General features: G+C 73.8%; 21 protein-coding genes, 1 tRNA gene and 1 riboswitch. Of the genes, 20 read left to right on the plus strand and 2 right to left on the minus strand.

Going from position 1 to position 22,088, the window contains the following annotated elements; translation table 11 throughout:
• Window positions 1–18 precede the first annotated feature (18 nt).
• Genes shc through ACLJTM_RS17470 form a run of 4 tightly spaced genes read left to right on the plus strand, consistent with a single transcriptional unit; the run spans window position 19 to window position 5,268 of the window.
• Complete coding sequence (gene shc, locus ACLJTM_RS17455) at window positions 19–2,169, plus strand: squalene--hopene cyclase (RefSeq protein WP_411104526.1); 2,151 nt, start codon at window positions 19–21, stop codon at window positions 2,167–2,169.
• A complete protein-coding gene (locus ACLJTM_RS17460; RefSeq protein WP_411104527.1) occupies window positions 2,169–2,819 on the plus strand; it encodes a 1-hydroxy-2-methyl-2-butenyl 4-diphosphate reductase in 651 nt (216 codons plus the stop codon). Before shc ends, ACLJTM_RS17460 begins: the two co-directional genes overlap by 1 nt.
• Window positions 2,820–2,824: 5 nt before the next feature.
• On the plus strand, window positions 2,825–3,856 hold the full coding sequence (gene hpnH, locus ACLJTM_RS17465) for an adenosyl-hopene transferase HpnH (protein ID WP_411104528.1): 1,032 nt from the start codon (window positions 2,825–2,827) through the stop codon (window positions 3,854–3,856).
• Complete coding sequence (locus tag ACLJTM_RS17470; protein ID WP_411104529.1) at window positions 3,853–5,268, plus strand: aspartate aminotransferase family protein; 1,416 nt, start codon at window positions 3,853–3,855, stop codon at window positions 5,266–5,268. The genes hpnH and ACLJTM_RS17470 overlap by 4 nt, the downstream gene beginning before the upstream one ends.
• Window positions 5,269–5,289: 21 nt before the next feature.
• Here the strand turns inward: ACLJTM_RS17470 and ACLJTM_RS17475 are convergent, their stop codons facing one another.
• Entirely contained in the window at window positions 5,290–6,129 is an 840-nt protein-coding gene (locus ACLJTM_RS17475) for a tyrosine-protein phosphatase (RefSeq protein WP_411104530.1), read from the minus strand.
• Between the two features lie 312 nt (window positions 6,130–6,441).
• Window positions 6,442–6,603, plus strand: a riboswitch (cyclic di-AMP (ydaO/yuaA leader).
• A 4-nt stretch (window positions 6,604–6,607) separates the two neighbouring features.
• On the opposite strand from ACLJTM_RS17475, the gene ACLJTM_RS17480 reads away from it, so the two are divergent.
• The 13 genes from ACLJTM_RS17480 (at window position 6,608) to ACLJTM_RS17540 (ending at window position 18,625) form a co-directional block, all read left to right on the plus strand.
• Entirely contained in the window at window positions 6,608–7,603 is a 996-nt protein-coding gene (locus ACLJTM_RS17480) for a peptidoglycan DD-metalloendopeptidase family protein (protein ID WP_411104531.1), read from the plus strand.
• A gap of 162 nt (window positions 7,604–7,765) precedes the next feature.
• On the plus strand, window positions 7,766–8,551 hold the full coding sequence (locus ACLJTM_RS17485; RefSeq protein WP_411104532.1) for an SGNH/GDSL hydrolase family protein: 786 nt from the start codon (window positions 7,766–7,768) through the stop codon (window positions 8,549–8,551).
• A gap of 114 nt (window positions 8,552–8,665) precedes the next feature.
• A complete protein-coding gene (locus ACLJTM_RS17490; protein WP_411104533.1) occupies window positions 8,666–9,907 on the plus strand; it encodes an MBL fold metallo-hydrolase in 1,242 nt (413 codons plus the stop codon).
• Window positions 9,908–10,225: 318 nt separating this feature from the next.
• Window positions 10,226–12,085, plus strand: coding sequence for a sensor histidine kinase (locus ACLJTM_RS17495; RefSeq protein ID WP_411104534.1), 1,860 nt, complete (start codon window positions 10,226–10,228; stop codon window positions 12,083–12,085).
• A gap of 35 nt (window positions 12,086–12,120) precedes the next feature.
• Entirely contained in the window at window positions 12,121–12,555 is a 435-nt protein-coding gene (locus ACLJTM_RS17500; RefSeq protein WP_411104776.1) for a roadblock/LC7 domain-containing protein, read from the plus strand.
• Complete coding sequence (locus tag ACLJTM_RS17505) at window positions 12,552–12,938, plus strand: DUF742 domain-containing protein (protein ID WP_411104535.1); 387 nt, start codon at window positions 12,552–12,554, stop codon at window positions 12,936–12,938. Before ACLJTM_RS17500 ends, ACLJTM_RS17505 begins: the two co-directional genes overlap by 4 nt.
• A complete protein-coding gene (locus ACLJTM_RS17510) occupies window positions 12,916–13,566 on the plus strand; it encodes a GTP-binding protein (RefSeq protein WP_411104536.1) in 651 nt (216 codons plus the stop codon). Before ACLJTM_RS17505 ends, ACLJTM_RS17510 begins: the two co-directional genes overlap by 23 nt.
• Window positions 13,563–14,111, plus strand: a complete 549-nt coding sequence (locus ACLJTM_RS17515) for a GAF domain-containing protein (RefSeq protein WP_411104537.1) — start codon at window positions 13,563–13,565, stop codon at window positions 14,109–14,111. Before ACLJTM_RS17510 ends, ACLJTM_RS17515 begins: the two co-directional genes overlap by 4 nt.
• Window positions 14,112–14,327: 216 nt before the next feature.
• Window positions 14,328–14,401: transfer RNA gene (locus tag ACLJTM_RS17520), tRNA-Pro, on the plus strand.
• Between the two features lie 342 nt (window positions 14,402–14,743).
• Complete coding sequence (locus ACLJTM_RS17525) at window positions 14,744–15,889, plus strand: MAB_1171c family putative transporter (RefSeq protein WP_411104538.1); 1,146 nt, start codon at window positions 14,744–14,746, stop codon at window positions 15,887–15,889.
• Window positions 15,890–16,191: 302 nt separating this feature from the next.
• Complete coding sequence (locus ACLJTM_RS17530) at window positions 16,192–17,289, plus strand: mechanosensitive ion channel family protein (RefSeq protein ID WP_411104539.1); 1,098 nt, start codon at window positions 16,192–16,194, stop codon at window positions 17,287–17,289.
• Between the two features lie 30 nt (window positions 17,290–17,319).
• On the plus strand, window positions 17,320–17,652 hold the full coding sequence (locus ACLJTM_RS17535; protein WP_411104540.1) for a ribosomal protein L7/L12: 333 nt from the start codon (window positions 17,320–17,322) through the stop codon (window positions 17,650–17,652).
• 157 nt (window positions 17,653–17,809) lie between these two features.
• Window positions 17,810–18,625 carry an alpha/beta fold hydrolase gene (locus tag ACLJTM_RS17540; RefSeq protein ID WP_411104541.1) on the plus strand — a complete coding sequence of 272 codons (816 nt, stop codon included), beginning with the start codon at window positions 17,810–17,812 and terminating at the stop codon, window positions 18,623–18,625.
• A 23-nt stretch (window positions 18,626–18,648) separates the two neighbouring features.
• Here ACLJTM_RS17540 and ACLJTM_RS17545 read toward each other — a convergent pair whose 3' ends face one another.
• Window positions 18,649–19,275, minus strand: a complete 627-nt coding sequence (locus ACLJTM_RS17545) for a LysE/ArgO family amino acid transporter (RefSeq protein ID WP_411104542.1) — start codon at window positions 19,273–19,275, stop codon at window positions 18,649–18,651.
• A gap of 69 nt (window positions 19,276–19,344) precedes the next feature.
• Here ACLJTM_RS17545 and ACLJTM_RS17550 point away from each other — a divergent pair, with 69 nt between their 5' ends.
• From ACLJTM_RS17550 to corA, 3 genes are all read left to right on the plus strand, one after another.
• Window positions 19,345–20,241 carry a LysR family transcriptional regulator ArgP gene (locus ACLJTM_RS17550; protein ID WP_411104543.1) on the plus strand — a complete coding sequence of 299 codons (897 nt, stop codon included), beginning with the start codon at window positions 19,345–19,347 and terminating at the stop codon, window positions 20,239–20,241.
• Window positions 20,242–20,324: 83 nt separating this feature from the next.
• Window positions 20,325–20,717 (plus strand): TOBE domain-containing protein, encoded by a 393-nt coding sequence (locus tag ACLJTM_RS17555; RefSeq protein ID WP_411104544.1) that lies wholly within the window; start codon window positions 20,325–20,327, stop codon window positions 20,715–20,717.
• A gap of 144 nt (window positions 20,718–20,861) precedes the next feature.
• Window positions 20,862–21,944, plus strand: coding sequence for a magnesium/cobalt transporter CorA (gene corA, locus ACLJTM_RS17560; RefSeq protein WP_411104777.1), 1,083 nt, complete (start codon window positions 20,862–20,864; stop codon window positions 21,942–21,944).
• Window positions 21,945–22,088 lie beyond the last annotated feature (144 nt).

The raw sequence follows: 22,088 nt of genomic DNA on the forward strand, positions 1-22,088 counted from the left end.
CTGCTCGAAGGGGAAGCCATGACAGCGAGGACCGACGACGCCGCGGACGCCCGCGGCGCCGACAGCGGGGTGGGCACCGGGCCCCGGACCGCCCCCCGTCCGGAGGCGCCCGGCCCCCCGGACGCCGGCCGCCGGACCGGCGCGGGCACCGCCCCGCCGGGCCGCGACCGGGACCCCGTACGCGACGGGGCCCTGCGCGAGGACGCCGTGCACGAGGCCGCGGCACACCGGGCCGCGGCCCGGCGCGACGCCGTACGGGGCGCGTACGAGGCCACCGAGCGGGCCACCCGGCACCTGCTCGCCCGCCAGGACCCCGAAGGCTGGTGGAAAGGCGACCTGGAGACCAACGTCACCATGGACGCCGAGGACCTCCTGCTGCGCGAGTTCCTCGGCATCCGGGACGAGGCCACCACCTCCGCCGCAGCCCTCTTCATCCGCGGGGAGCAGCGGGAGGACGGCACGTGGGCCACCTTCCACGGCGGCCCCCCGGACCTGTCCGCCACCGTCGAGGCGTACGTGGCCCTGCGGCTGGCCGGCGACGCGCCCGACGCCCCGCACATGGCCCGCGCCGCGGCCTGGGTCCGCGGCCGCGGCGGGATCGCCGCCGCGCGGGTCTTCACCCGCATCTGGCTGGCCCTGTTCGGCTGGTGGGACTGGGAGCACCTGCCCGAACTCCCGCCCGAGCTGGTCTTCCTGCCCCCCTGGGTACCGCTGAACATCTACGACTTCGGCTGCTGGGCCCGCCAGACCATCGTCCCGCTCACGGTCGTCTCCGCACTGCGCCCGGTCCGCCCCGCACCCTTCGCCCTGGACGAGCTGCACACCGACCCCGGGATGCCCTGCCCGGCGCGGCGCCTCGCGCCGCTGGCCAGCTGGGAGGGCGCCTTCCAGCGGATGGACCGGCTCCTGCACGTCTACCGCCGGTTCGCCCCGGACCGGCTGCGCCGGGCGGCCATGGCGACCGCGGGCCGCTGGATCGTCGAGCGGCAGGAGAACGACGGCTGCTGGGGCGGGATCCAGCCGCCCGCCGTGTACTCGGTGATCGCCCTGCACCTGCTCGGCTACGACCTGCGGCACCCCGTGATGCGGGCCGGCCTGGAGTCCCTGGACCGCTTCGCCGTCTGGCGCGAGGACGGAGCGCGGATGATCGAGGCCTGCCAGTCCCCGGTCTGGGACACCTGCCTCGCCGCGATCGCGCTGGCAGACGCGGGCCTGCCCGCCGACCATCCGGCACTGGTCAAAGCCGCCGACTGGATGCTCGGCGAGGAGATCGTCCGCACCGGGGACTGGGCCGTGCGACGGCCCGGGCTGGCCCCCGGCGGCTGGGCCTTCGAATTCCACAACGACACCTACCCCGACATCGACGACACGGCCGAGGTGGTCCTCGCCCTGCGCCGGATCGCGCACCCCGAACCGACCCGGGTCGAGGCGGCCATCGCCCGCGGGGTGGCCTGGAACCTCGGCATGCAGTCGAAGAACGGGGCGTGGGGCGCCTTCGACGCCGACAACACGAGCCCGCTCCCCAACCGGCTGCCCTTCTGCGACTTCGGCGAGGTCATCGACCCGCCTTCCGCCGACGTCACCGCCCACGTGGTGGAGATGCTCGCCTTCGAAGGACGGGCTGACGACCCCCGCACCCGCCGCGGCATCGACTGGCTGCTCGCCGAACAGGAGCCGGAGGGCGGCTGGTTCGGCCGCTGGGGCACCAACTACGTGTACGGGACCGGGTCGGTGGTCCCCGCGCTCACCGCGGCCGGGATCGACCCGGGGCACCCGGCGGTGCGGCGGGCGGTGCGCTGGCTGGAGACCGTACAGAACGAGGACGGCGGCTGGGGCGAGGACCAGCGGTCCTACCGGGACCGGACCTGGGCCGGCAAGGGCGCCTCCACCCCCTCGCAGACCGCCTGGGCGCTGATGGCCCTGCTGTCGGCGGGCGAGCGGGAGGGCGCGGCCGTCGAGCGCGGCGTCGCCCACCTGGTGGAGACCCAGCGCGAGGACGGCTCCTGGGACGAGCCGTACTTCACGGGCACCGGCTTCCCCTGGGACTTCTCCATCAACTACCACCTGTACCGCCAGGTGTTCCCGCTGACGGCCCTCGGCCGCTACCTGTACGGGGAGCCGCAGTGGCCCGCCGCGGCGCGCGCGGCGTCCGCCGCCGGGGAGGCGTGATGGCCGCCGCCGGAGCGGCGGACGCCCCGCTGCTGGTCGCGTGCGCGCTGCGGATCGAGCAGGCCGCGCTGCGCAGTGCGGGCCGCGCCGCGCGCGGCGCGGCCCCGCCCGGCCACACCCTGCTGCGCACCGGCATGGGCCCCCGCGCGGCCGAGCGGGCCGTCCGGCGGGCCCTGGAGCGCCCGGGCATGGACCGGGCGGCCGTCCTCGCGACCGGGTTCTGCGCCGGGCTGGCCCCCGGCATGCACCCCGGCGACCTGGTGGTCGCCGAGGAGACCCGGGACCCGCACGGGGTGGTCGCCTGCACCGGCGCCGGACTGCTCGCCGAGGCGCTGCTGCGGGCCGCCCCCGGCCGGACCGTGCACCTCGGCCCGCTGACCGGCTGCGACCACGTCGTCCGCGGCCAGGAGCGCGCGCAGCTGCGCGCCACCGGCGCCGTGGCCGTCGACATGGAGTCCGCGGCCACCCTGTGGGCCGCGGGCGGCGCCGACCGCCCGGTTGCGGCCGTCCGGGTGGTCGTGGACGCTCCGGAGCATGAGCTCGTCCGGATCGGTACGGTCCGCGGTGGAATATCGGCCTTCCGCGTACTGCGCGCCGTACTGCCCGCGTTTTACGAATGGCACCGTTCTTTGCTGCTCCCCAGGAGGTGAGCCAGATGGCCATGCCGCTGCGCCAGACCATCAGGGTCGGGACCTATCTTCTCGAACAGAAGCTCCGCAAGCGGGAGAAGTTCCCGCTGATCGTCGAACTGGAACCGCTCTACGCGTGCAACCTGGCCTGTGAGGGGTGCGGGAAGATCCAGCATCCGGCCGGGGTGCTCAAGCAGCGCATGCCGGTCGCCCAGGCGGTCGGCGCCGTGCTGGAGTCCGGGGCGCCCATGGTGTCCATCGCGGGCGGCGAGCCCCTGATGCACCCGCAGATCCACGAGATCGTCCGGCAGCTGGTGGCAAAGCGGAAGTACGTATTCCTCTGCACCAACGCGATGCTGCTGCGCAAGAAGATCGAGAAATTCACCCCGTCCCCCTACTTCGCCTTCGCCGTGCACATCGACGGCCTGCGCGAACGGCACGACGAATCGGTCGCCAAGGAAGGCGTCTTCGACGAGGCGGTCGCGGCCATCAAGGAGGCGAAGAAGCGCGGATTCCGGGTCACCACCAACTCCACCTTCTTCAACACCGACACCCCGCAGACGATCATCGAGGTGCTCAACTACCTCAATGACGACCTCCAGGTCGACGAGATGATGATCTCGCCCGCCTACGCCTACGAGAAGGCCCCAGACCAGGAGCACTTCCTCGGCGTGGAGCAGACCCGCGACCTCTTCCGGAAGGCCTTCGCGGGCGGCAACCGGCGCCGTTGGAGGCTCAACCACTCACCGCTCTTCCTGGACTTCCTGGAGGGCAAGGCCGACTTCCCCTGCACGGCCTGGGCCATCCCGAACTACTCCCTCTTCGGCTGGCAGCGCCCCTGCTACCTGATGAGCGACGGCTACGTGCCGACGTACCGCGAGCTCATCGACGACACGGACTGGGACAAGTACGGCCGTGGGAAGGACCCGCGCTGCGCGAACTGCATGGCGCACTGCGGCTACGAGCCCACCGCCGTCCTCGCCACCATGGGGTCGCTCAAGGAGTCCCTGCGGGCGGCCCGCGAGACGGTGGGCGGCGGCGGGGGCACCCCGGCATGAGCACCGGCCGGGCAGGGGAGGGCGGCCGCGGACAGGGCTTCGACCTCGGCGCCCTGCTGGCCGCGCGCGGCGGGGAGCGGTACGAGCTGCACGCCCGGCACCTCAACCACCAGCTGCCCCGGATGCTCCACACCATCGGCTTCGACAAGGTCTACGAGCGGGCCGAGGGGGCCCACTTCTGGGACGCCGAGGGCAACGACCACCTCGACATGCTGGCCGGGTTCGGGGTGATGGGCCTCGGCCGGCACCACCCGGTCGTCCGGCAGGCCCTGCACGACGTCCTGGACGCCCAGCTCGCCGACCTCACCCGCTTCGACTGCCAGCCGCTGCCCGGGCTGCTGGCCGAGAAGCTCCTCTCGTACAGCCCGCACCTGGACCGCGTCTTCTTCGGCAACAGCGGCACCGAGGCGGTGGAGACCGCCCTGAAGTTCGCCCGGTACGCCACCGGGCGGCCCAGGATCGTCTACTGCGACCACGCCTTCCACGGGCTCACCACCGGCTCCCTGTCGGTGAACGGGGAGAGCGGGTTCCGGGACGGCTTCGCCCCGCTGCTTCCCGACACGAAGATCGCCCTCGGGGACCTGGACGCGCTGGAGCGGGAGCTGCGGCGCGGGGACGTGGCCGCCTTCGTCGTCGAGCCCGTCCAGGGCAAGGGCGTCCTCGCCGCCCCGCCCGGGTTCCTCGCCGCCGCCCAGGAACTGCTGCGCCGCCACCGGGCGCTGCTGATCGCCGACGAGGTGCAGACGGGGCTGGGCCGCACCGGCGACTTCTACGCCTACCAGCACGAGCCGGGCGTGGAGCCCGACCTGGTGTGCGTGGCCAAGGCGCTGTCGGGCGGCTACGTGCCGGTCGGCGCGACCCTCGGCAAGGACTGGATCTTCAAGAAGGTCTATTCGTCCATGGACCGGGTGCTCGTGCACTCCGCCAGCTTCGGTTCCAACGCCCAGGCGATGGCGGCCGGGCTGGCGGTGCTGTCGGTCATGGAGGACGAGGAGGTCGTGGCCAACGCCCGGGCCATGGGCGACCTGCTGCGCGGCCGGCTCGCGGCCCTGGTGGACACGTACGAGCTGCTGCACGAGGTACGCGGCCGCGGCCTGATGATCGGCATCGAGTTCGGCCGGCCGTCCTCGCTGGGGCTGCGCAGCCGCTGGAGCATGCTCCAGGCGGCCCGCAAGGGGCTCTTCGCGCAGATGGTGGTGGTACCGCTGCTCCAGAAGCACCGGATTCTCACCCAGGTCTCCGGCGACCACCTGGAGGTGATCAAGCTCATCCCGCCGCTGATCATCGACGAGCAGGACGTCGACCGGTTCGTCGGGGCCTTCCGCGCGGTGATGGACGAGGCGCACGGCGGGTCCGGCCTCATGTGGGACTTCGGCCGGACCCTCGTCAGGCAGGCGGTCGGCAACCGCTGACCGCCCGCTGCGGCGCGGGCCTCAGGCCCCGTCGGCGCTCAGCAGGCGCTCGCGGAGCCGGCCGAGGGTCTCGGGCGCCAGCCTGAGACCCTCGGCGAGGTAGCGCCCGACCCCGCCCCAGCGGGAGTCGATGACCTCGAAGGCGGCCTCCAGGTACGCGGCCCGGGCGTCGAAGAGCGGGGCGAGCAGCTCCATCACCTCGGGGGAGCGGGAGCCGGCCGGCTCGCCGCTGCGGCGGACCCGGTAGCGCCGGTGCGGGGCGTTCGACTCCAGGTAGTCCGCCACGATCGCCTCGCGCGGGACGCCGAGCGCCAGCAGGGTGACGGCCACGGACAGCCCGGCCCGGTCCTTGCCGGCCGCGCAGTGCATGAGGGCCGGCACGCTGTCCTCGGCGAGGGCGTGCAGGACCCGGCTGTGTTCGGCGGTGCGCTGCTCGATGATGGTGCGGTACGAGTGAGCCATCCGGGCGGCGCCCTTGCCGTCGCCGAGGACGGCGCGGAGCTGGTCGAGCTCGCCCTCGCGGACCATCTTCCAGAACTCCCGGCCGTCGGCGGGGTCAGACAGCGGGATGTTCACGTTCCTGACGCCGGGAAGGTCGATGTCGGGACCCTCCAGCGCGTGGTCGGCGGTGTTGCGGAAGTCGAAGACGGTGTGCAACCCGAGCGAACCGAGGAACTCTGCATCGCTTTCGGTGGCATGTGCCAGATGTCCGCTTCGGAACAGTCGTCCCGTCCTGACCCACCGTCCACCGGAGGCCGGAAGCCCGCCCAGGTCGCGAAAATTGCGCACACCGGTCAATTCGGGCTCCGGGGCCCGCTCCGGGCCGGGCGCCGGCGGGGCCGGGGGTATCTGCTGGGTCACGGAAGCTCCTCCGCATCGTCGTGGGGATGTCCGAATTACACTGGTTGACGCCAACTTGCCGTAGGTGGGAGCGAGATCGGGTGCCTCCCCGTGAGCCAGATCATACGGTGACCGTGAGTGTCTGATCACGGAGTACGAATGGCCCGGCAGGGACGGTTGTTGACACCCCGGAATGGACAGAGGGTGACGGTAATTCCGCCCGCCCCCCGTCCCTGTGATTCCGTCAGCAAATTCATGGCTTGTTCGCCGCGGCCGAACTCGATTAGCTTCGCCCTCAATCCGGGCGGACCGCCGAATCCTGCCGCCGCTCGGGAACCGCACCCGACTATTCACGCGCGCGGCAGGAGCGGGGGAACCAGGTAAGCCGCTGTACCGGGGCGATGCACCGGGACAGCTCGGGGTGAAGCCGTATCCACGGCCGGACATCTCCAGTCCGAACCCGACAGCTCACCTCGCAGGCGACGGAGAGGAATTCGCCATGCCCGCAAAGGGAAAGCACCGCCGTCCCAAGTCCGGTTCCCTGTCGCGGGGATTCGCCGTCGCCGGAACCGGGGGCGCCGCCCTCGCACTGCCGCTGATCGGCGCCGCGGGCGCCCACGCCGCCGGTGCGCCGGCCTCCGCACACACCGCCGCCCCCGTGGTCCGTGCCGTGCAGGCCGCCCCGCAGGCCGCGCAGCTCCCCACCGCTCTGCAGGCCCCGCAGGCCCCGCAGGCCGCCGCGCCGGCCGTGTACACCGTCGTGCCGGGCGACCACCTCTCCAAAATCGCCGCCGAGCGCCACCTGACCGGCGGCTGGGAGCAGCTGTACGCCGACAACCGCGAGGCGGTCGGCGCGGACCCGTCGCTGATCCACCCCGGTCTGCAGCTGACCCTCGGCGCCGAGGGCGCCCCGGCCCCTTCGCAGCCGGCCCCCGCCGAGCCCGCCCCGGCCCCCGAGCGGTCCGCGAAGAAGGCTCCGCAGAAGCCGGCCCCGCAGCAGGCGGCCCCGCGCAAGGCCGCCCCGCAGAAGGCCGCCCCGCAGAAGGCCGCCCCCGAGCAGCAGGGCTCCACCGCGAAGGCCCCCTCGGGCGCCGGATTCGTGGCGCCGGTCAGCGGCGGGATCTCCACCCAGTACAAGGTGTCCGGCAGCATGTGGTCCTCCGGCTACCACACCGGTGTCGACTTCATCGCCCGCTCCGGCACCAGCGTCAAGGCCGTCGGCGCCGGCACCGTGGTCTCGGCCGGCTGGAGCGGCTCGTACGGCAACGAGGTCGTCATCCGGCACGCGGACGGCAAGTACTCCCAGTACGCCCACATGTCCTCGCTGTCCGTCTCCTCCGGCCAGAGCGTCACCGCCGGCCAGCAGATCGGCCTCTCCGGCTCCACCGGCAACTCCACCGGCCCGCACCTGCACTTCGAGATCCGCACGGGTCCGTCCTACGGCTCGGACCTGGATCCGATCGCCTACCTCCGCTCGAAGGGCGCCAGCCTCTGACGGCACCCGCCGCCGGACCACGACCCGCGAGGAGCCGGGACCCGAGGGGGGTCCCGGCTCCCCGCGTACCCCCGTCCGGGCGGCCGGGTGGCGCAGATCACGGCCCGTCAACCCCTGCTTACGTTGGCGTAGGTTGCGGGCTGAGGTGAAGGATGTCGTCCCGTGGCAGCGACGACGACGAAACTCAAGACCATCGGCTCGTACGCGGCGATCGGGGACAGCTTCACCGAGGGCGTCGGGGACCCCGGACCGGGGGACTTCTACCTCGGCTGGGCGGACCGGTTGGCCGTGCTCCTGGCCGACCGGCGCGACGAGCACGACTTCCGGTACGCGAACCTGGCCGTGCGCGGGAGGCTCCTCGACCAGATCGTGGCCGAGCAGGTGCCGAGGGCCAAGGCCCTCGCACCCGACCTCGTGACCTTCTGCGCCGGGGGCAACGACATCATCCGGCCCGGCAGCGACCCCGACGACGTGGCGGAGCGGTTCGAGGCGGCCGTGGCCGACCTCGCCGGGGCCGTGGGCCAAGTCATGATCACCACCGGCTTCGACACCCGGGGCGTTCCCGTCCTGCGGCACATCCGGGGCAAGGTGGCGACGTACAGCGCCCACGTGCGGGCCATCGCCGACCGCTACGACTGCCCGGTGCTCGACCTGTGGTCGCTGCGGTCCGTGCAGGACCGGCGGGCCTGGGACACCGACCGGCTGCACCTCTCACCGGAGGGCCACACCCGCGTCGCCCTGCGCGCCGCCCAGGTCCTCGGCCTCCAGGTGCCCACCGACCCCGACCAGCCGTGGCCGCCGCAGCAGCCGCGCGGATCGGTGGACGTCACCCGCGACAACATCCAGTGGGCGCGCGAACACCTCGTGCCCTGGATCGGCCGCCGCCTGCGCGGAGAGTCCTCCGGCGACCACGTGGCGGCCAAGCGGCCCGACCTCGTCCCTCTCTAGCCCGCTCCTGCCGGGGCACACGGCGGACGCAAGCGGAATCCTTGGGGCCAGGTGTGCGTTGGGAGGGGGTAGAGCCCGACGACCACTGCACACCCCACCCTCCCAGGAGGCGCCTTGACCGGCTCCCGTCCCCTGCGTCCACGGCTGCGCGCCCTGCGGCCCGAAGCCTTCGGCGCGGACCCGTCCGGCGCCCGGCTCGAGCGGATCCGCCGCTCGCCGAACTTCGCCGACGGCATCTTCCAGAACCCGGTCGGGGCCCGTACCCGGCCCTCCGGGTCGAAGAAGGAATTCGCCAAGATCTACTTCCACAAGGAGCAGAGGCTCCGCAGGAGTCCCGGCGCCCCGATCCCGGTGCACCCGACGACCCTGGCCGACCTGGCGAAGCCGCCGGCCACCGGCCTGCGGGTGACCTGGATGGGCCACTCCAGCGTGCTCGCGGAGATCGACGGCCACCGCGTGCTCTTCGACCCCGTCTGGGGCGAGCGCTGCTCCCCCTTCCCCTTCGCCGGACCCCGGCGCCTGCACCCGGTGCCGGTGCCGCTGGCCTCGCTGGGCACGGTCGACGGGGTGGTCATCTCCCACGACCACTACGACCACCTCGACCTGCCGACCATCAAGGACCTGGCCGGTACGGACACGGTCTTCGCCGTCCCGCTCGGCGTCGGCGCGCACCTGGAGCGCTGGGGCGTCCCGGCCGACCGGATCCGCGAACTCGACTGGAACGAGAGCACCGGGGTCGGCGGCCTCACACTCACCGCGACCCCGGCCCGGCACTTCTGCGGGCGCGGCCTGCGCAACCAGCAGCACACCCTGTGGGCCTCCTGGGTCGTCGCCGGACCCGAGCACCGGATCTACCACAGCGGGGACACCGGCTACTTCCCCGGCTTCAAGGAGATCGGCGCCGCCCACGGCCCCTTCGACGCCACGATGATCCAGATCGGTGCCTACTCCGAGTACTGGCCCGACATCCACATGACGCCCGAGGAGGGCATGCGCGCCCACCTCGACCTCCAGGGCGGCGCCCCGCACGGCACGATGCTGCCCATCCACTGGGGCACCTTCAACCTGGCGCCCCACCCGTGGGACGAACCGGGCGAAGGCACCCTGGCAGCGGCGGACCGGGCCGGTCAGGGCATCGCGCTGCCGATCCCCGGGCAGCCCTTCGAACCCGGCTCGCCCGGCGTCCCCGCCACGCAGTGGTGGAGGCCCTTCACCCACGACGCCTCCACCGGACGCCGGGACGCCCCGCCCTCCGCACCGCCGGGGGACGCGGGCGCGACCGCAGCGGCGGCAGCGCGCATCGCCTCCGCCACCACGAGCGGGCCCGGGGAGTCCGAGACGATCAAGGCTTCCTGACGCCGTCGGACGCCCCGCACCGGCCGCTCCCGCACGCGGAGGCGGCCGGTGCGGGGCGTCCGCGCGCGGGAGCGGCCGGTGCCGCGTCCCGCGCCGCCTCGGGCCGGTCCGGGGGTGCGCCGCGCCGCTCCGTGCGCCGGAGGCGACCCCGGGGAATCGGGCGGCCGTACGAGCGCTCCACCGGGAGCGGTAAGCACCGCGGCGAACTTCCCCAACTGGCGCTCCCGGGCGGGAGCATGCGGTCTAGCGTGGGTATTCGGTGATCAACACCGGCCCCGGGAACCACTGGGGGCCGGGCCCCACGTACCGAGGACGCCGATGTCCGGACTCCGCGCCGCCCGCCACTCCCCGTCGAGACACGCCGTCACCGGTCCCGGCCGGCAGATACGCCCCCCCTTGCTCCGCGCCGCCCTGCTGCCCACCCTCGCCGCCGGGCTCAGCGGAGCCGCCGCGGTCATCTTCACCCTGCAGCTCGGCGGCGGCGCGGGCGAGCGCGACGCCCGGCTGTGGCCGGTGCTCGCCGGCTGCGCCCTGCTCGTCGCCGGGGCCCTCGCCGCCGCCCTGCTCGGCGCGCTCCGCTGCGCCAGGACCGTCCAGGACCGGTGCGAGGCACTGCGCCGCTCCAGCGTGCGCGGCCGCCAGGAACTGCGCACCGCCGCCGAACGACTCGAACGCGGCGAGGCCCCGCCCCGCCCGGTGCGCGGCGGACCGACCTCCCCACCGGTCGGGACGGACCCGGCCGGCGTGGACGAGTTCTGGCTGCTCTCGCAGGAGCTGCGCGGCGCCCGCGAACAGGCCCATGCGACCCTCGTCCGCCTCGCCGTCCCCGCAGCCCCGTCCGACAGCGAGCGCAAGGTCGAGGTCTTCGTCAACCTCGCGCGGCGCCTGCAATCCCTGGTGCACCGCGAGATCTCGCTCCTCGACGACCTCGAGGACACCGTCGAGGACCCGGACCTGCTCAAGGAGCTCTTCCACGTCGACCACCTCGCCACCCGGATCCGCCGCCACGCGGAGAACCTGGCCGTGCTCGGCGGCGCGGCCTCCCGCCGCCAGTGGACCCGGCCCGTCGACCTCAGCGAGGTGCTCCGCTCCTCGGTCGCGGAGGTCGAGCAGTACACGCGGGTCAAGGTGGTGCCCCCGGCAGGCGGCAGCATCCGCGGGCACGCCGTCGCCGACGTGGTGCACCTGCTGGCCGAACTCGTCGAGAACGCCACCGTGTTCTCCGCCCCCGACACGGACGTCGTCCTGCGCGCCGAGCGGGTCACCGCCGGGATCGCGGTCGAGGTCGAGGACCGCGGCCTGGGCATGCCCGCCGACGAGCAGCACCGGATGAACGCCCTGCTGGCCGACCCCGACCAGATCAGCGTCCGGCACCTGCTGGCGGACGGCCGCATCGGCCTGTTCGTGGTCTCGGCACTGGCCCGCCGGCACGGCATCGCCGTCGAGCTGAAGTCCAACATCTACGGCGGCGTCCTGGCCGTGCTGGTGCTGCCGCAGGAACTGCTCGGGGCGCAGGCCCCGGCCGCCGCCGACGCGGCCGGGGGCTCCCGCGCCACGTCCTGGGGGACGGGGGACGGGGCCGCGGTGCCGCCCCTGGAGCCCGTACGGGTCGGGCCGCGCCAGGAACCCGCCGCGCCCAACCGGCCGGGCGGCGCCGGGAGCCGCACGGGCCCGGCGCCGCAGGCGGCCCCCGCGGCTCCGGCCGCCGCGGCGGGCCCGGACACCGCCGCCGACACGGCGGACCCGCGCCCGGAGGTCTGGGCCGCCGACCGGTCCGGGACGACCCTGCCCGGGCCGCGCACCGGCGCCGGGGCCCGGCCGGCCGGCCCCGCGCAGAACGCCGACCCGGGGGCCGCCACCCCCGCGGCCGGCCCTCCGGCGGGCGCGGGACCCCGCCTCGCGCGGTGGGCCGAGCCGAGGCCCGATGACTGGCCCGGGGCCGCTGCACCCGCATCCGCGCCCGCGTCCGCGCCCGCGGAGAGCGGCCCCGGCGGGGCCGGCCCGGGGGAGCGGCCGCCGCTGCCCCGGCGCCGGGCCCAGGAGCACCTCGTACCCCAGCTGCGCGAGGCGCCGGCCCCCCGGCGGGCCGAGGAAGCCGACCGCCCCGTGCACGACCCGGGCCTGATGGCCGCCTTCCAACGCGGCTTCGGCCGCGCGCAGTCGGACCACCGGGCATGACCCCCACCCCCCACCCCGGCAAGGAGCACACCCTCATGGGCGGCGAAACGGCGACGAAGACCGGCACCCGGCTCTCGGACCTCGACTGGCTGCTCAGCGGCCTGGTGCAACGCGTGCCCTACACGCGCAGCGCCGTCCTGCTCACCGCGGACGGGTTGGTGACCTGCGTGCACGGACTGGACCCCGACAGCGCGGACCACATGGCGGCCCTGGCCGCCGGCTTGTACTCACTGGGCCGCAGCGCCGGCTCCCGGTTCGCCGAAGGGGCCGAGGTCCGGCAGGTGGTGGTCGAGCTCGACAGTGCGCTGGTCTTCGTCTCGGCGGCGGGCTCCGGGACCTGCCTGGCGGTCCTCGCCGACCGGGAGGCCGACGCCGGAGTGCTCGGGTACGAGATGGCGATGCTGGTCAAGAGCGTCCGCCCCTATCTGGCGGCGCCGCCCCGGCGGCCGGCCGCCGACCCGGAGCGATGAGGGGCCGGGACACGCCGTGGCTGGACGCCTCGGCGGGCCGGGTCATGCGCCCGTACACGGCCAGCGGAGGGCGGACCCGGGCAGGGGTCGTCCTCGACCTGCTCTCCCTGGTCACCGCGACCGGGGTGCGGCCGCGCGGACCGCTCGGCGCGGAGCACGCCCTCGTGCTGAGGCTGTGCGCGGGCACCGCGGCGGTCACCGTCGCCGAGGTGGCGGGGCAGCTGCGGCTCCCGGCGGCCGTGGTGAAGGTGCTGCTCGCCGACCTGATGGACCACGGCGCGGTCATGGTGCAGGCGCCCCGCTACCCGAGCGGCACGTCCTTCGCCCTCGACGACCAGAACCTGCTCTTGGCGGTGCTCGATGGCCTGCGCAGACGACTGTGACACCGGGGCGCCGGCGGCCCGGCGGCAGCCGGCGCCCCCGGCGGCCGCCGCCCCGGTCACGCTGAAGGTCCTGGTCGCGGGCGGTTTCGGGGCGGGCAAGACCACCTTCGTGGGGGCGGTCAGCGAGATCGCACCGCTCAGCACCGAGGAACTGCTGAGCGGGATCGGCGAGGCCGCGGACCCGCTGGACGGCGTCGCCCGCAAGACCACGACGACCGTGGCACTGGACTTCGGCCGGATCACCCTGGACGGGAGGCACGTGCTCTACCTCTTCGGCACGCCCGGGCAGGAGCGCTTCTGGTTCCTGTGGGAGGAGCTGTGCGCGGGCGCCCTCGGGGCGGTGGTGCTCGCCGACACCCGCCGCCTCGCCGACTGCTTCCCGGCCGTCGACTTCTTCGAACGGCGCGGGATCGCCTTCATCGTCGCCGTCAACGAGTTCGACGACGGCCACCGCTACGCACCCCACGAGGTGCGCGAGGCGGTGGGGCTCGGACCGGACGTACCGGTCGTACGGTGCGACGCGCGCCTGACGAGCTCCGGGACGGGGGCGCTGGCCGCCCTCGTCCGCCACCTGCTGTGCAGGTCGACAGCCAGCTCATCGCTCTCGGAGTCGGGGGAACCGCCATGACGTACTACGAATCGACCGGACACCTGCTGCTGACACCGGTGGACCGGGAAGCACCCGGCCGGGTCCTGCGGCTGCGCGAGCTGGGCCTGGGGGAGCGGACGGACACCGAACTGGACGCCTTCGCCCGGCACGTCTGCGACACCCTGGAGACGCCGTACGCCGGGGTCAACTTCATCGGTGAGGAGCGGCAGTTCTTCGCGGGCCTGCACCACCGCGCGCAGGCCCCGGCGAGCGGCTACCCGGCACGGGTCCTGCCGCGGGACCACGGCTACTGCCCGCACGTGGTGGTGCGGCGCAGAGCGCTGGTACTGGAGGACGTCCGGGACTTCGCGCGGTTCGCGGGCAACGTGGTGGTCGACGAGAGCGGCGTACGGTCGTACGCGGGCGCACCGCTGACCGACCGGCAGGGCGTGGTCCTCGGCACGGTGTGCGCGGTGGACGTGGTGCCGCGCCGGTGGGGGACGGAGGGGGTGGCGGCCGTCAAGGGCCTGGCGGCGGAGTTGGTGGCACTGCTCCACGAGCGGGAGGACCGGCGGACCCGGTGACGGCGCCGGGGCCGGACCCGGCCCCGGGCCCGGCTCTCCCGCGGCCCGGCCACGACGACCAGGCCCGGCTCCGGGTCCGGCCCGGATCCGGGCGGCCGCCGTACGGGACACGGCCGGGCGGAGAGCGGGAACCGGGAGGTGCGCGCGACCACCCCGGGAAGTGCGGTATTGTTCTCCTGCGCGTTCAACCAGGGGAAACCCCAGGTCAACGGGCATCGGGACGTGGCGCAGCTTGGTAGCGCACTTGACTGGGGGTCAAGGGGTCGCAGGTTCAAATCCTGTCGTCCCGACTCGAAAGAGTCGCAGATCAGGGGCCGTTTCAGAGACATCTGAAACGGCCCCTCGGTCGTTCGTGCGGGAGGTCTGCGGGAGGTCTGCGGGGGCCGTCGGCCGCTGTGCCGCCGCCGGTCGGCCGCCGCCCGGCGGCGGTCCGGCACCGTGCCCGGCTCCCCAGGACACCGCGGGCGGGGGCCCTGCCCGGAGGGGGCGGCGGGTACGCAGGGGGGCGGCGGTAGGGAGGCGGCGGCGGGTACGGTTCCGCGTGGACCGTTTCGCCCTCGCCCCCGTCCTCCCGACCGAGAACGCCGGCCGGACCCCTCCGCCGCGCGGCCGCAGCACCTGCAGGAAAGCCCGTGAACACCATCAGAACCCTCTGCTTCCTCCTCGCGGCGTCGTCGTCGTACGCAGCGCTCGGCTACCGGCTGTACCAGGGGCGGCGCAGCTGGCACGACCTCGCCTACCGCACGCTGGTCACCACCCTGGTGTTCCAGTGCCTGACCTTCACCCTGGGCGCCGTCGCCATGCGGCACGCCGACCTGCTGGGGATCGGGAACCTGGCCATCCTCCTGATGCACCTGGCGGCGGTCGCCTTCTGCATCAGCGCGCAGGTCATCCTGCTGCAGTGGGCTCAGGCCGGCGCGGAAGCGGCGCGCAAGCGGCGGTTCTGGGTGGTCCTCGGCCTCGTGCTCGACGCGACCCTGACAGCCCTCTTCTTCCTGGCCGACGGTCCGGGCCGGGAGCCGCTGGACTTCGACGGCAACGGTGACCCGCTGCTGCTCGTGTACCTGCTCGCCTTCATCGCCTCCCAGGCGGTCCCCTGCATCACCCTCTTCCGACAGTGCGGCCCCTACGCCCGGATGACCGGCCACGCCTCGGTCCGCCAGGCCCTGCGCCTGATGTCCGCGGCGGCGGGGATCCTGCTGCTCTACAGCCTGGTCAGGACGGTGAACGTCCTCACTCTCGCCGCGGGGACCGACATCGGGCCGGGGAAGGAGGCCGTCGCCTCCGTCCTCAACGTGCTGGGCATCATCTCCCTGTCCCTCAGCCTGACCATGCCCGCCTGGGGACCCGCGGCCAGCCGGTTCCTCGCCTGGTACCGGGCCTACCGCTCCTACCGGGCGCTCTACCCGCTCTGGCGCGACCTGTACGAGTCCTCCCCGGACATCGCCCTCGAACCGCCCGGCACCCGGATGGGCGACCTCGACTACCGCCTCCACCGGCGGGTCATCGAGATCCGGGACGGCTGGCGGGACCTGCGCCCGTACATCACGCCCGGCCCCGTGGCCCTCGACCGGGCCGTGGCGGAGGAGTCCCGCCAGGCGTTCACCGAGGCGGCGCAGATCGGGCAGGCCCTGCGCGCCAAGCGGACCGGCACGGCGCCCCGCGACGGCGAGGACGCCGAGGACCTCGGACACCGCGATTCGGGAAATTTCCCAGCAGAGGTGGCCTGGCTGACCAAAGTAGCTGTGGCCTACAGTAAACTGGGCAGCGCGAGTTGAGAACTCCCGCCAGGTTTGCATCCCCCGTCGAACCGGGCGGGTCCTCGCCCCCTTGCCCCGCCCTCCTCCTTCCTTGCCCTGCCCTCCGCATCCCTGTCTCCCGTCCCGGCGGTCCTGCCGGTGCGGACCGGGTCCGGGGCGGGCGGCTGGGGCGTGCCGGTGCCCATGGGGCAGGATGGCAGCCCGTTCCGGATGCGTGCTCACACGCATGAACGCGGCCCGTCCCCGCACGACCTGACAGGTGGCAATGTGACGACACAACACATACGGCAGTCCGCCCGGCACATCGCGGAGGGGGTCCGGTGAACCGGGACCTCGTCCTGCACGACTGGGTGGTGGCCGCCGTGGCGTTGGCCGCGGGCGCCGTGGCGGGGCTCCTGCTGCGAGCCGTGCTGCGCTGGCTGGGCAAGCACGCCCGCCGGACGCAGTGGAGCGGGGACGACGTCATCGTCGAGGCACTGCGCACGATCGTCCCGTGGGCGGCCGTCATCGCGGGGGCCGCGGTGGCGGGTTCGGCGCTGCCGCTCACCGACCGGGTCGCGGGCGTCGTGAACCGCTCGCTGACCGCCCTGCTGATCCTGATCGCCACGGTGACCGCGGCCCGCGTGGTCGGAGGCCTCGTCCAGTCCCTGGCGCAGTCCCGGACGGGCGTGGCGGGGTCTGCGACGATCTTCGTGAACATCACCAGGGTCGTGGTCTTCATGATGGGCGTCCTCGTCGCACTGGAGACGATGGGCGTGTCCATCGCCCCCCTGCTCACCGCCCTGGGCGTGGGCGGACTGGCGGTCGCCCTCGCCCTTCAGGACACCCTCGCCAACCTCTTCGCGGGCGTGCACATCCTCGCCTCGAAGACGGTGCAGCCCGGCGACTACATCCGGCTCAGCGGGGGTGAGGAGGGCTACGTGGTCGACATCAACTGGCGCAACACCGTGGTGCGCAACCTGTCGAACAACCTCGTGATCATCCCCAACGGGCGCCTGGCGCGCACCAACATGACCAACTACACCCAGCCGGAACGCCAGTTCTCGATCCTGGTGCAGGCGGGTGTGGGCTACGAGAGCGACCTGGAGCAGGTGGAGCGGGTGACGCTCGACGTGGTCGACGCGGTGATGGCCGATGTGGCCGGCGCGGTACCGGAGCACGAGGCCCTGGTCCGCTTCCACACGTTCGCCGACTCCCGCATCAACTTCACGGTGATCCTGGGCGTGGGCGAGTTCAGCGACCAGTACCGGATCAAGCACGAGTTCATCAAGCGCCTCCACCAGCGCTTCCGGGCGGAGGGCATCTCGATTCCGGCCCCCACCCGCACCGTTTCGCTCCACCCGGACCAGGCGCAGCCGCCGCAGCCCGCCCCGGTCCCGCACCAACGCGAAGCACCCCCGGCGGGACGCTGGGGCTAGGCCCCGAGGCCGCCTGTCAAGGAGGGCGTGATGGAAGAGCCGGGGTTCCGTGTGCTGCTGACGGAAGCAGGGGACCGGACGAGGGAAGCAGTCCGGGCGGTGCGGACCGTCACGGGGCTCAGCCTCTGGAACAGCAGGCTCCTGCTGGCCGGCGCCCCCGTGGAGGTCGAATGGTCCGGACGGTGCGCAGCGGCCGAGGAAGCGGTTCGGGTGCTCGAAGACGCGGGCGCCCGCGCCGTACTGCTCTGCGACTGCTGTGGCCGCACCGTCCGGCGGGGGGCTTTTCCCGTCGACCGGTGCCGGACCGGCGGGTCCTGGTTCCTCGAAGCCTGCTGGGCGGGGGAGCCGCCCGCCGTGGGCTGAGGGGGGAGGGGAGCCGGCGGCTCCGCTCGGCGGTCACGCGCCGGACCCGGCCGTCGGTCCCTTCGGGGGGCTTGGTGCAATGGACGGTGCCGCTTCCACCCGGACCGCCGGCCGCCGGGTGCAGGCGCGCACCTGTGCGCGCCTCAAAGGAGTGCTCATGCCCGTCCTGTTCAACGAGGGGTTCCGACTGGACTACCAGGACACCGGGACCGGCGCCCCGGTGGTGCTCGTCATGGGATCGGGCGGCTCCGGAAGCGTGTGGCACCTGCACCAGGTGCCCGCGCTGGTGGCCGCAGGCCACCGGGTCGTCACCCTGGACAACCGAGGCGTCGCCCAGGACGGCTCCGGCGGCGCCGGATTCACCGTCGCCGACATGGCGGGCGACGTGGCCGCGCTGATCGAGCACCTCGGCATCGGCCCGTGCGCGGTCGCCGGCACCTCCCTGGGGGCGCGCGTCGCCGCGGAACTGGCGCTCACCCGCCCGGAACTGGTGCGGCGGCTCGTCCTCATGGCGGCGCGCGGCCGCAGTGACGCGCTCAGCACGGCGATGGTCCTCGCCGAACAGGAACTGGACGAGCTCGGCATCGAACTCCCCGCCCGCTACCGGGCAGTGGTGCAGGCGCTCCAGCAACTGTCACGGCAGGTCCTCACCGACGACACGCGGGCCACGGACTGGCTCGACCTCTTCGAACTCTCCGAGCCGGCGCGGGCGACCGTACGGGCGCAGCGCCGGTTGTACCCGATGCCGGACCGGCTGGCCGCGTACCGGGCCATCCGGGCGCCCACCCATGTCATCGCCTTCGCCGACGACATGCTGGCCCCGCCCGTCCGGGGGCGGGAGATCGCCGCCGCGGTCCCGGGGGCCACCTTCGAGGTCATCGACGGCTGCGGCCACCTCGGCTACCTGGAGGAGCCGGAGACCGTCAACGCCGCCCTGGTCGCCGCGCTCGGCCTGCCGCCCGCCGTGGTCTGACCCGGCGCCCCCGCGGGGCCGGCTCAGGCGCGGGCCAGCAGCAGCCCGCCCATGGTGACCATGGTGGCGGCCACCAGGCCGTCCAGGACCCGCCAGGCGGACGGCCGGGCGAGGAGACCGCTGAGCAGCCGGGCCCCGTAGCCCAGGGTGCTGAACCAGGTCAGGCTGGCCAGGCCCGCCCCGATGCCGAAGGCCCACCGCAGGTCGCCCCGGTCGGCGGCGAGCGAGCCGAGCAGGAGGACGGTGTCCAGGTAGACGTGCGGGTTGAGCCAGGTCATGGCCAGGCAGGTCAGCACGGCGCGGCGGCCCGATCCCGGTGCGGCGGCGCCCTGGACGGTGAGGGCGGCGCCGGGGACGGGCCGCAGCACGCGGCGGGCCGCGAGGATCCCGTAGCAGATCAGGAATCCGCCGCCGGCGATCCCCACGACGGTGAGCGCGGCCGGCCAGGCGGTGACGAACGCGCCCACTCCCGCGACGCCCAGTGCGATGAGCAGGGCGTCGGAGACGGCGCAGATGGCGACGACGGCGAGGACCGCGTGGCGGCGTGCGCCCTGGCGCAGGACGAAGGCGTTCTGAGCGCCGATGGCGACGATGAGGGAGAGGCCGGTGCCGAAGCCGGCGAGGGCCGCCGTGATGATGCCGTGTGTCATGACGTCGACGCTAGGCAGCATCTCCCCTTCAGTACAGCTAAAGATTTTTACGTACCGTTAGCACTTGTGATGGACGAGCTTCCCCTGGACCAGGTACGGACCCTGCTGGCGGTGGTCGACGAGGGCACCTTCGATGCCGCGGCGGCCGCCCTGCACGTGACGCCGTCGGCCGTCAGCCAACGGGTCAAGGCCCTGGAGCAGCGGACCGGGCGCGTGCTGCTGATGCGCTCGAAGCCGGTGCGGGCCACCGAGTCCGGACAGGTGGTGGTGCGTTTCGCCCGGCAGCTGGCCCGGTTGGAACGCGACGCGCGCGCCGAGCTCGGCATGGCCGACGGGGCCGGCCCCGTGCGGCTGCCGATCGCGGTGAATGCGGACTCCCTCTCCACCTGGTTCCTGCCGGCACTGTCCGCGGTACCGCAGGACCCGCCGGTCTGCTTCGAGCTGCACCGCGAGGACGAGTCGCACACCACGGCGCTGCTGCGCGAGGGCCAGGTGATGGCGGCGGTGACCTCCTCGCCCGATCCTGTCGCGGGGTGCTCCGTACGGCGGCTGGGGCTGGCCCGGTACCTGCCCGTGGCGGCTCCCGGCTTTGCCGCCCGCCACCTGGCGGGGGAGCTTGAGCGGGACCTGCGGGAGGCCCCGACCATCGTGTTCGACCGCAAGGACGACCTCCAGGACGCCTTCGTCCGGACGCTGGCCGCGGACCCCGCGGCGGCCGCGGGGGCGGTGCGGCACTCCATGCCGACCTCGGAGGGCTTCCGCGACGCGGTGGTTGCCGGGCTGGGCTGGGGGCTGGTGCCCGAGCCCCAGGCGGATCCGCTGCTGCGGACCGGCGCGCTGGTCCTGCTGACGCCGGCGCGGCCGATGGACGTCCCGCTGTACTGGCAGCAGTGGAAGCTGGACTCGCCCGTGCTGTCGGCGGTGGCGGACGTGATCGCCGCGGCGGCGGCCCGCGCCCTGCGCTGAGCCTGCCCGCGCCGCCCTGCGCCGCCCTGCGCTGAGCCGGCCCGCGCCGCCCTGCGCTGGCCGGCCCGCACTAGGCTGCGGCCATGGAGTCCTACACGATCGGCCAGGCGGCGCGGCTGCTCGGGGTCAGCGTCGACACGGCGCGGCGCTGGGCGGACGCGGAGCGCTTCCCCACCCGACGGGACGGAGCCCGGCGCATGGTGGCGGGGCCTGACCTGGCCGCGTTCTGCGTCGAGGCCGCCCAGGAGGCCGGGGACGGCGAGCAGGCCCCGTACACCTCGGCGCGCAACGCCTTCCCCGGCATCGTCACCGGGGTGAAGCTCGGGACGGTCGACGCGCAGGTGGAGATCCAGGCGGGGCCGCACCGGATCGTGTCGCTGCTGACCCGGGAGGCGGTGGAGGAGCTCGGCCTGGAGGTGGGTGCGCGCGCCACCGCCCGGGTGAAGTCGACCAGCGTGTTCATCGACCGGACCTGAGGCTCCCGCGCGGAGGGGGAACCCGGCGCCGGCCCCGCGGGGCGGGCGCCCCGTCGCGGCGCCGGTGGCGGGCCCCGGAGGGAGCGGGTCCGCGGCGGTGGCAGACTTGCCGCTGATCCGCCGAAGGGGAGCAAGCCGTTGTCCATGTTCAGCAACCTGCGCCGGGCCGTGCGCCGCAGCTACCGCCGTGCCGTCGACCTGAGCCACCCGGCGCGTTCCCCGCTCGGCAGCGCGGTGGTCAACTGCGTCGTGTACCAGAACGGCGTGCGCCAGGACGGGTGCGGGGAGGCCGAGGAGGCGCTGCGCCGGGTCCGCAAGAGCGGGAGCGGCTTCGTCTGGATCGGCCTGCACGAGCCCTCGCAGGAGGAGCTGGCGGGACTCGCCGAGCTCTTCGGGCTGCACCCCCTCGCCGTCGAGGACGCCGTGCACGCGCACCAGCGGCCCAAGGTGGAGCGCTACGACGACATACTGTTCTCGGTCTTCAAGACCGTGCGCTACGTCGAGCACGAGGAACTGACCGCCACCAGTGAGGTGGTGGAGACCGGCGAGCTGATGGCCTTCACCGGCAACGACTTCGTCATCACCATCCGGCACGGCGGCCGCGGCAGCCTCGGCCCCGTCCGTGAGGCGCTGGAAGCCCACCCGGATCAACTGGCGGCCGGCCCCGCGGCGGTTCTCCACGCCATGGCCGACCACGTGGTCGACGACTACGCCGCGGTCACGGACGCGGTGCAGAACGACATGGACGCGGTGGAGACCGCGGTCTTCTCCGAGCACGGCAGCCGGGGCGACGCCGGGCGGATCTACCAGCTCAAGCGTGAACTCCTGGAACTGCGCCGGGCGGTGGCCCCGCTGGACCGCCCGCTCCAGCAGCTCGCCACGCAGCCGATACCGGTCATCCCGCCGGAGTGCCGGGCGTACTTCCGGGACGTGGCCGACCACCTGACCCGGGCCACCGAGCAGATCGGCGCCTACGACAACCTGCTCGACTCGGTCCTCCAGGCACACCTGGCCCAGGTGACCGTCGCGCAGAACGAGGACATGCGGAAGATCACGGCGTGGGCGGCGATCGTCGCAGTGCCGACCATGGTGTGCGGGATCTACGGGATGAACTTCGAGAGCATGCCGGAGCTGCACTGGACCTACGGCTATCCGTTCGTGGTCGGTGTCATGGCCGTCGCCTGCTTCGTCATCCACCGGGGCTTCCGCCGCAACGGCTGGCTCTGACCGGGACGGGAGTGGGGTCGGGGAGACCACGGCGGGGGACGGCGGGAGACGGCGGCGGCGGAGCGGGCCGGGGAATCGGGGGATCCAAGGGGCTTGAGTCTCGGGAACATCTGATAATAAAGTTTCCTAACGACCGGGACAGCC

Source organism: Streptomyces sp. cmx-4-9 (genome assembly GCF_046548835.1).
Lineage (GTDB): Bacteria > Actinomycetota > Actinomycetes > Streptomycetales > Streptomycetaceae > Streptomyces.

What these genes read in the sequence shown, in the direction of transcription:
- shc (WP_411104526.1), top strand. Translation starts at nt 19, where the DNA reads ATGACAGCGAGGACCGACGACGCCGCGGACGCCCGCGGCGCCGACAGC.
- ACLJTM_RS17460 (WP_411104527.1), top strand. Translation starts at nt 2,169, where the DNA reads ATGGCCGCCGCCGGAGCGGCGGACGCCCCGCTGCTGGTCGCGTGCGCG.
- ACLJTM_RS17510 (WP_411104536.1), top strand. Translation starts at nt 12,916, where the DNA reads ATGGCCTGCGCAGACGACTGTGACACCGGGGCGCCGGCGGCCCGGCGG.
- ACLJTM_RS17550 (WP_411104543.1), top strand. Translation starts at nt 19,345, where the DNA reads ATGGACGAGCTTCCCCTGGACCAGGTACGGACCCTGCTGGCGGTGGTC.
- ACLJTM_RS17555 (WP_411104544.1), top strand. Translation starts at nt 20,325, where the DNA reads ATGGAGTCCTACACGATCGGCCAGGCGGCGCGGCTGCTCGGGGTCAGC.
- ACLJTM_RS17540 (WP_411104541.1), top strand. Translation starts at nt 17,810, where the DNA reads ATGCCCGTCCTGTTCAACGAGGGGTTCCGACTGGACTACCAGGACACC.
- ACLJTM_RS17505 (WP_411104535.1), top strand. Translation starts at nt 12,552, where the DNA reads ATGAGGGGCCGGGACACGCCGTGGCTGGACGCCTCGGCGGGCCGGGTC.
- ACLJTM_RS17480 (WP_411104531.1), top strand. Translation starts at nt 6,608, where the DNA reads ATGCCCGCAAAGGGAAAGCACCGCCGTCCCAAGTCCGGTTCCCTGTCG.
- ACLJTM_RS17495 (WP_411104534.1), top strand. Translation starts at nt 10,226, where the DNA reads ATGTCCGGACTCCGCGCCGCCCGCCACTCCCCGTCGAGACACGCCGTC.
- ACLJTM_RS17500 (WP_411104776.1), top strand. Translation starts at nt 12,121, where the DNA reads ATGGGCGGCGAAACGGCGACGAAGACCGGCACCCGGCTCTCGGACCTC.
- ACLJTM_RS17545 (WP_411104542.1), bottom strand. Translation starts at nt 19,275, where the DNA reads ATGACACACGGCATCATCACGGCGGCCCTCGCCGGCTTCGGCACCGGC.
- hpnH (WP_411104528.1), top strand. Translation starts at nt 2,825, where the DNA reads ATGGCCATGCCGCTGCGCCAGACCATCAGGGTCGGGACCTATCTTCTC.
- ACLJTM_RS17535 (WP_411104540.1), top strand. Translation starts at nt 17,320, where the DNA reads ATGGAAGAGCCGGGGTTCCGTGTGCTGCTGACGGAAGCAGGGGACCGG.
- ACLJTM_RS17470 (WP_411104529.1), top strand. Translation starts at nt 3,853, where the DNA reads ATGAGCACCGGCCGGGCAGGGGAGGGCGGCCGCGGACAGGGCTTCGAC.
- ACLJTM_RS17515 (WP_411104537.1), top strand. Translation starts at nt 13,563, where the DNA reads ATGACGTACTACGAATCGACCGGACACCTGCTGCTGACACCGGTGGAC.
- corA (WP_411104777.1), top strand. Translation starts at nt 20,862, where the DNA reads ATGTTCAGCAACCTGCGCCGGGCCGTGCGCCGCAGCTACCGCCGTGCC.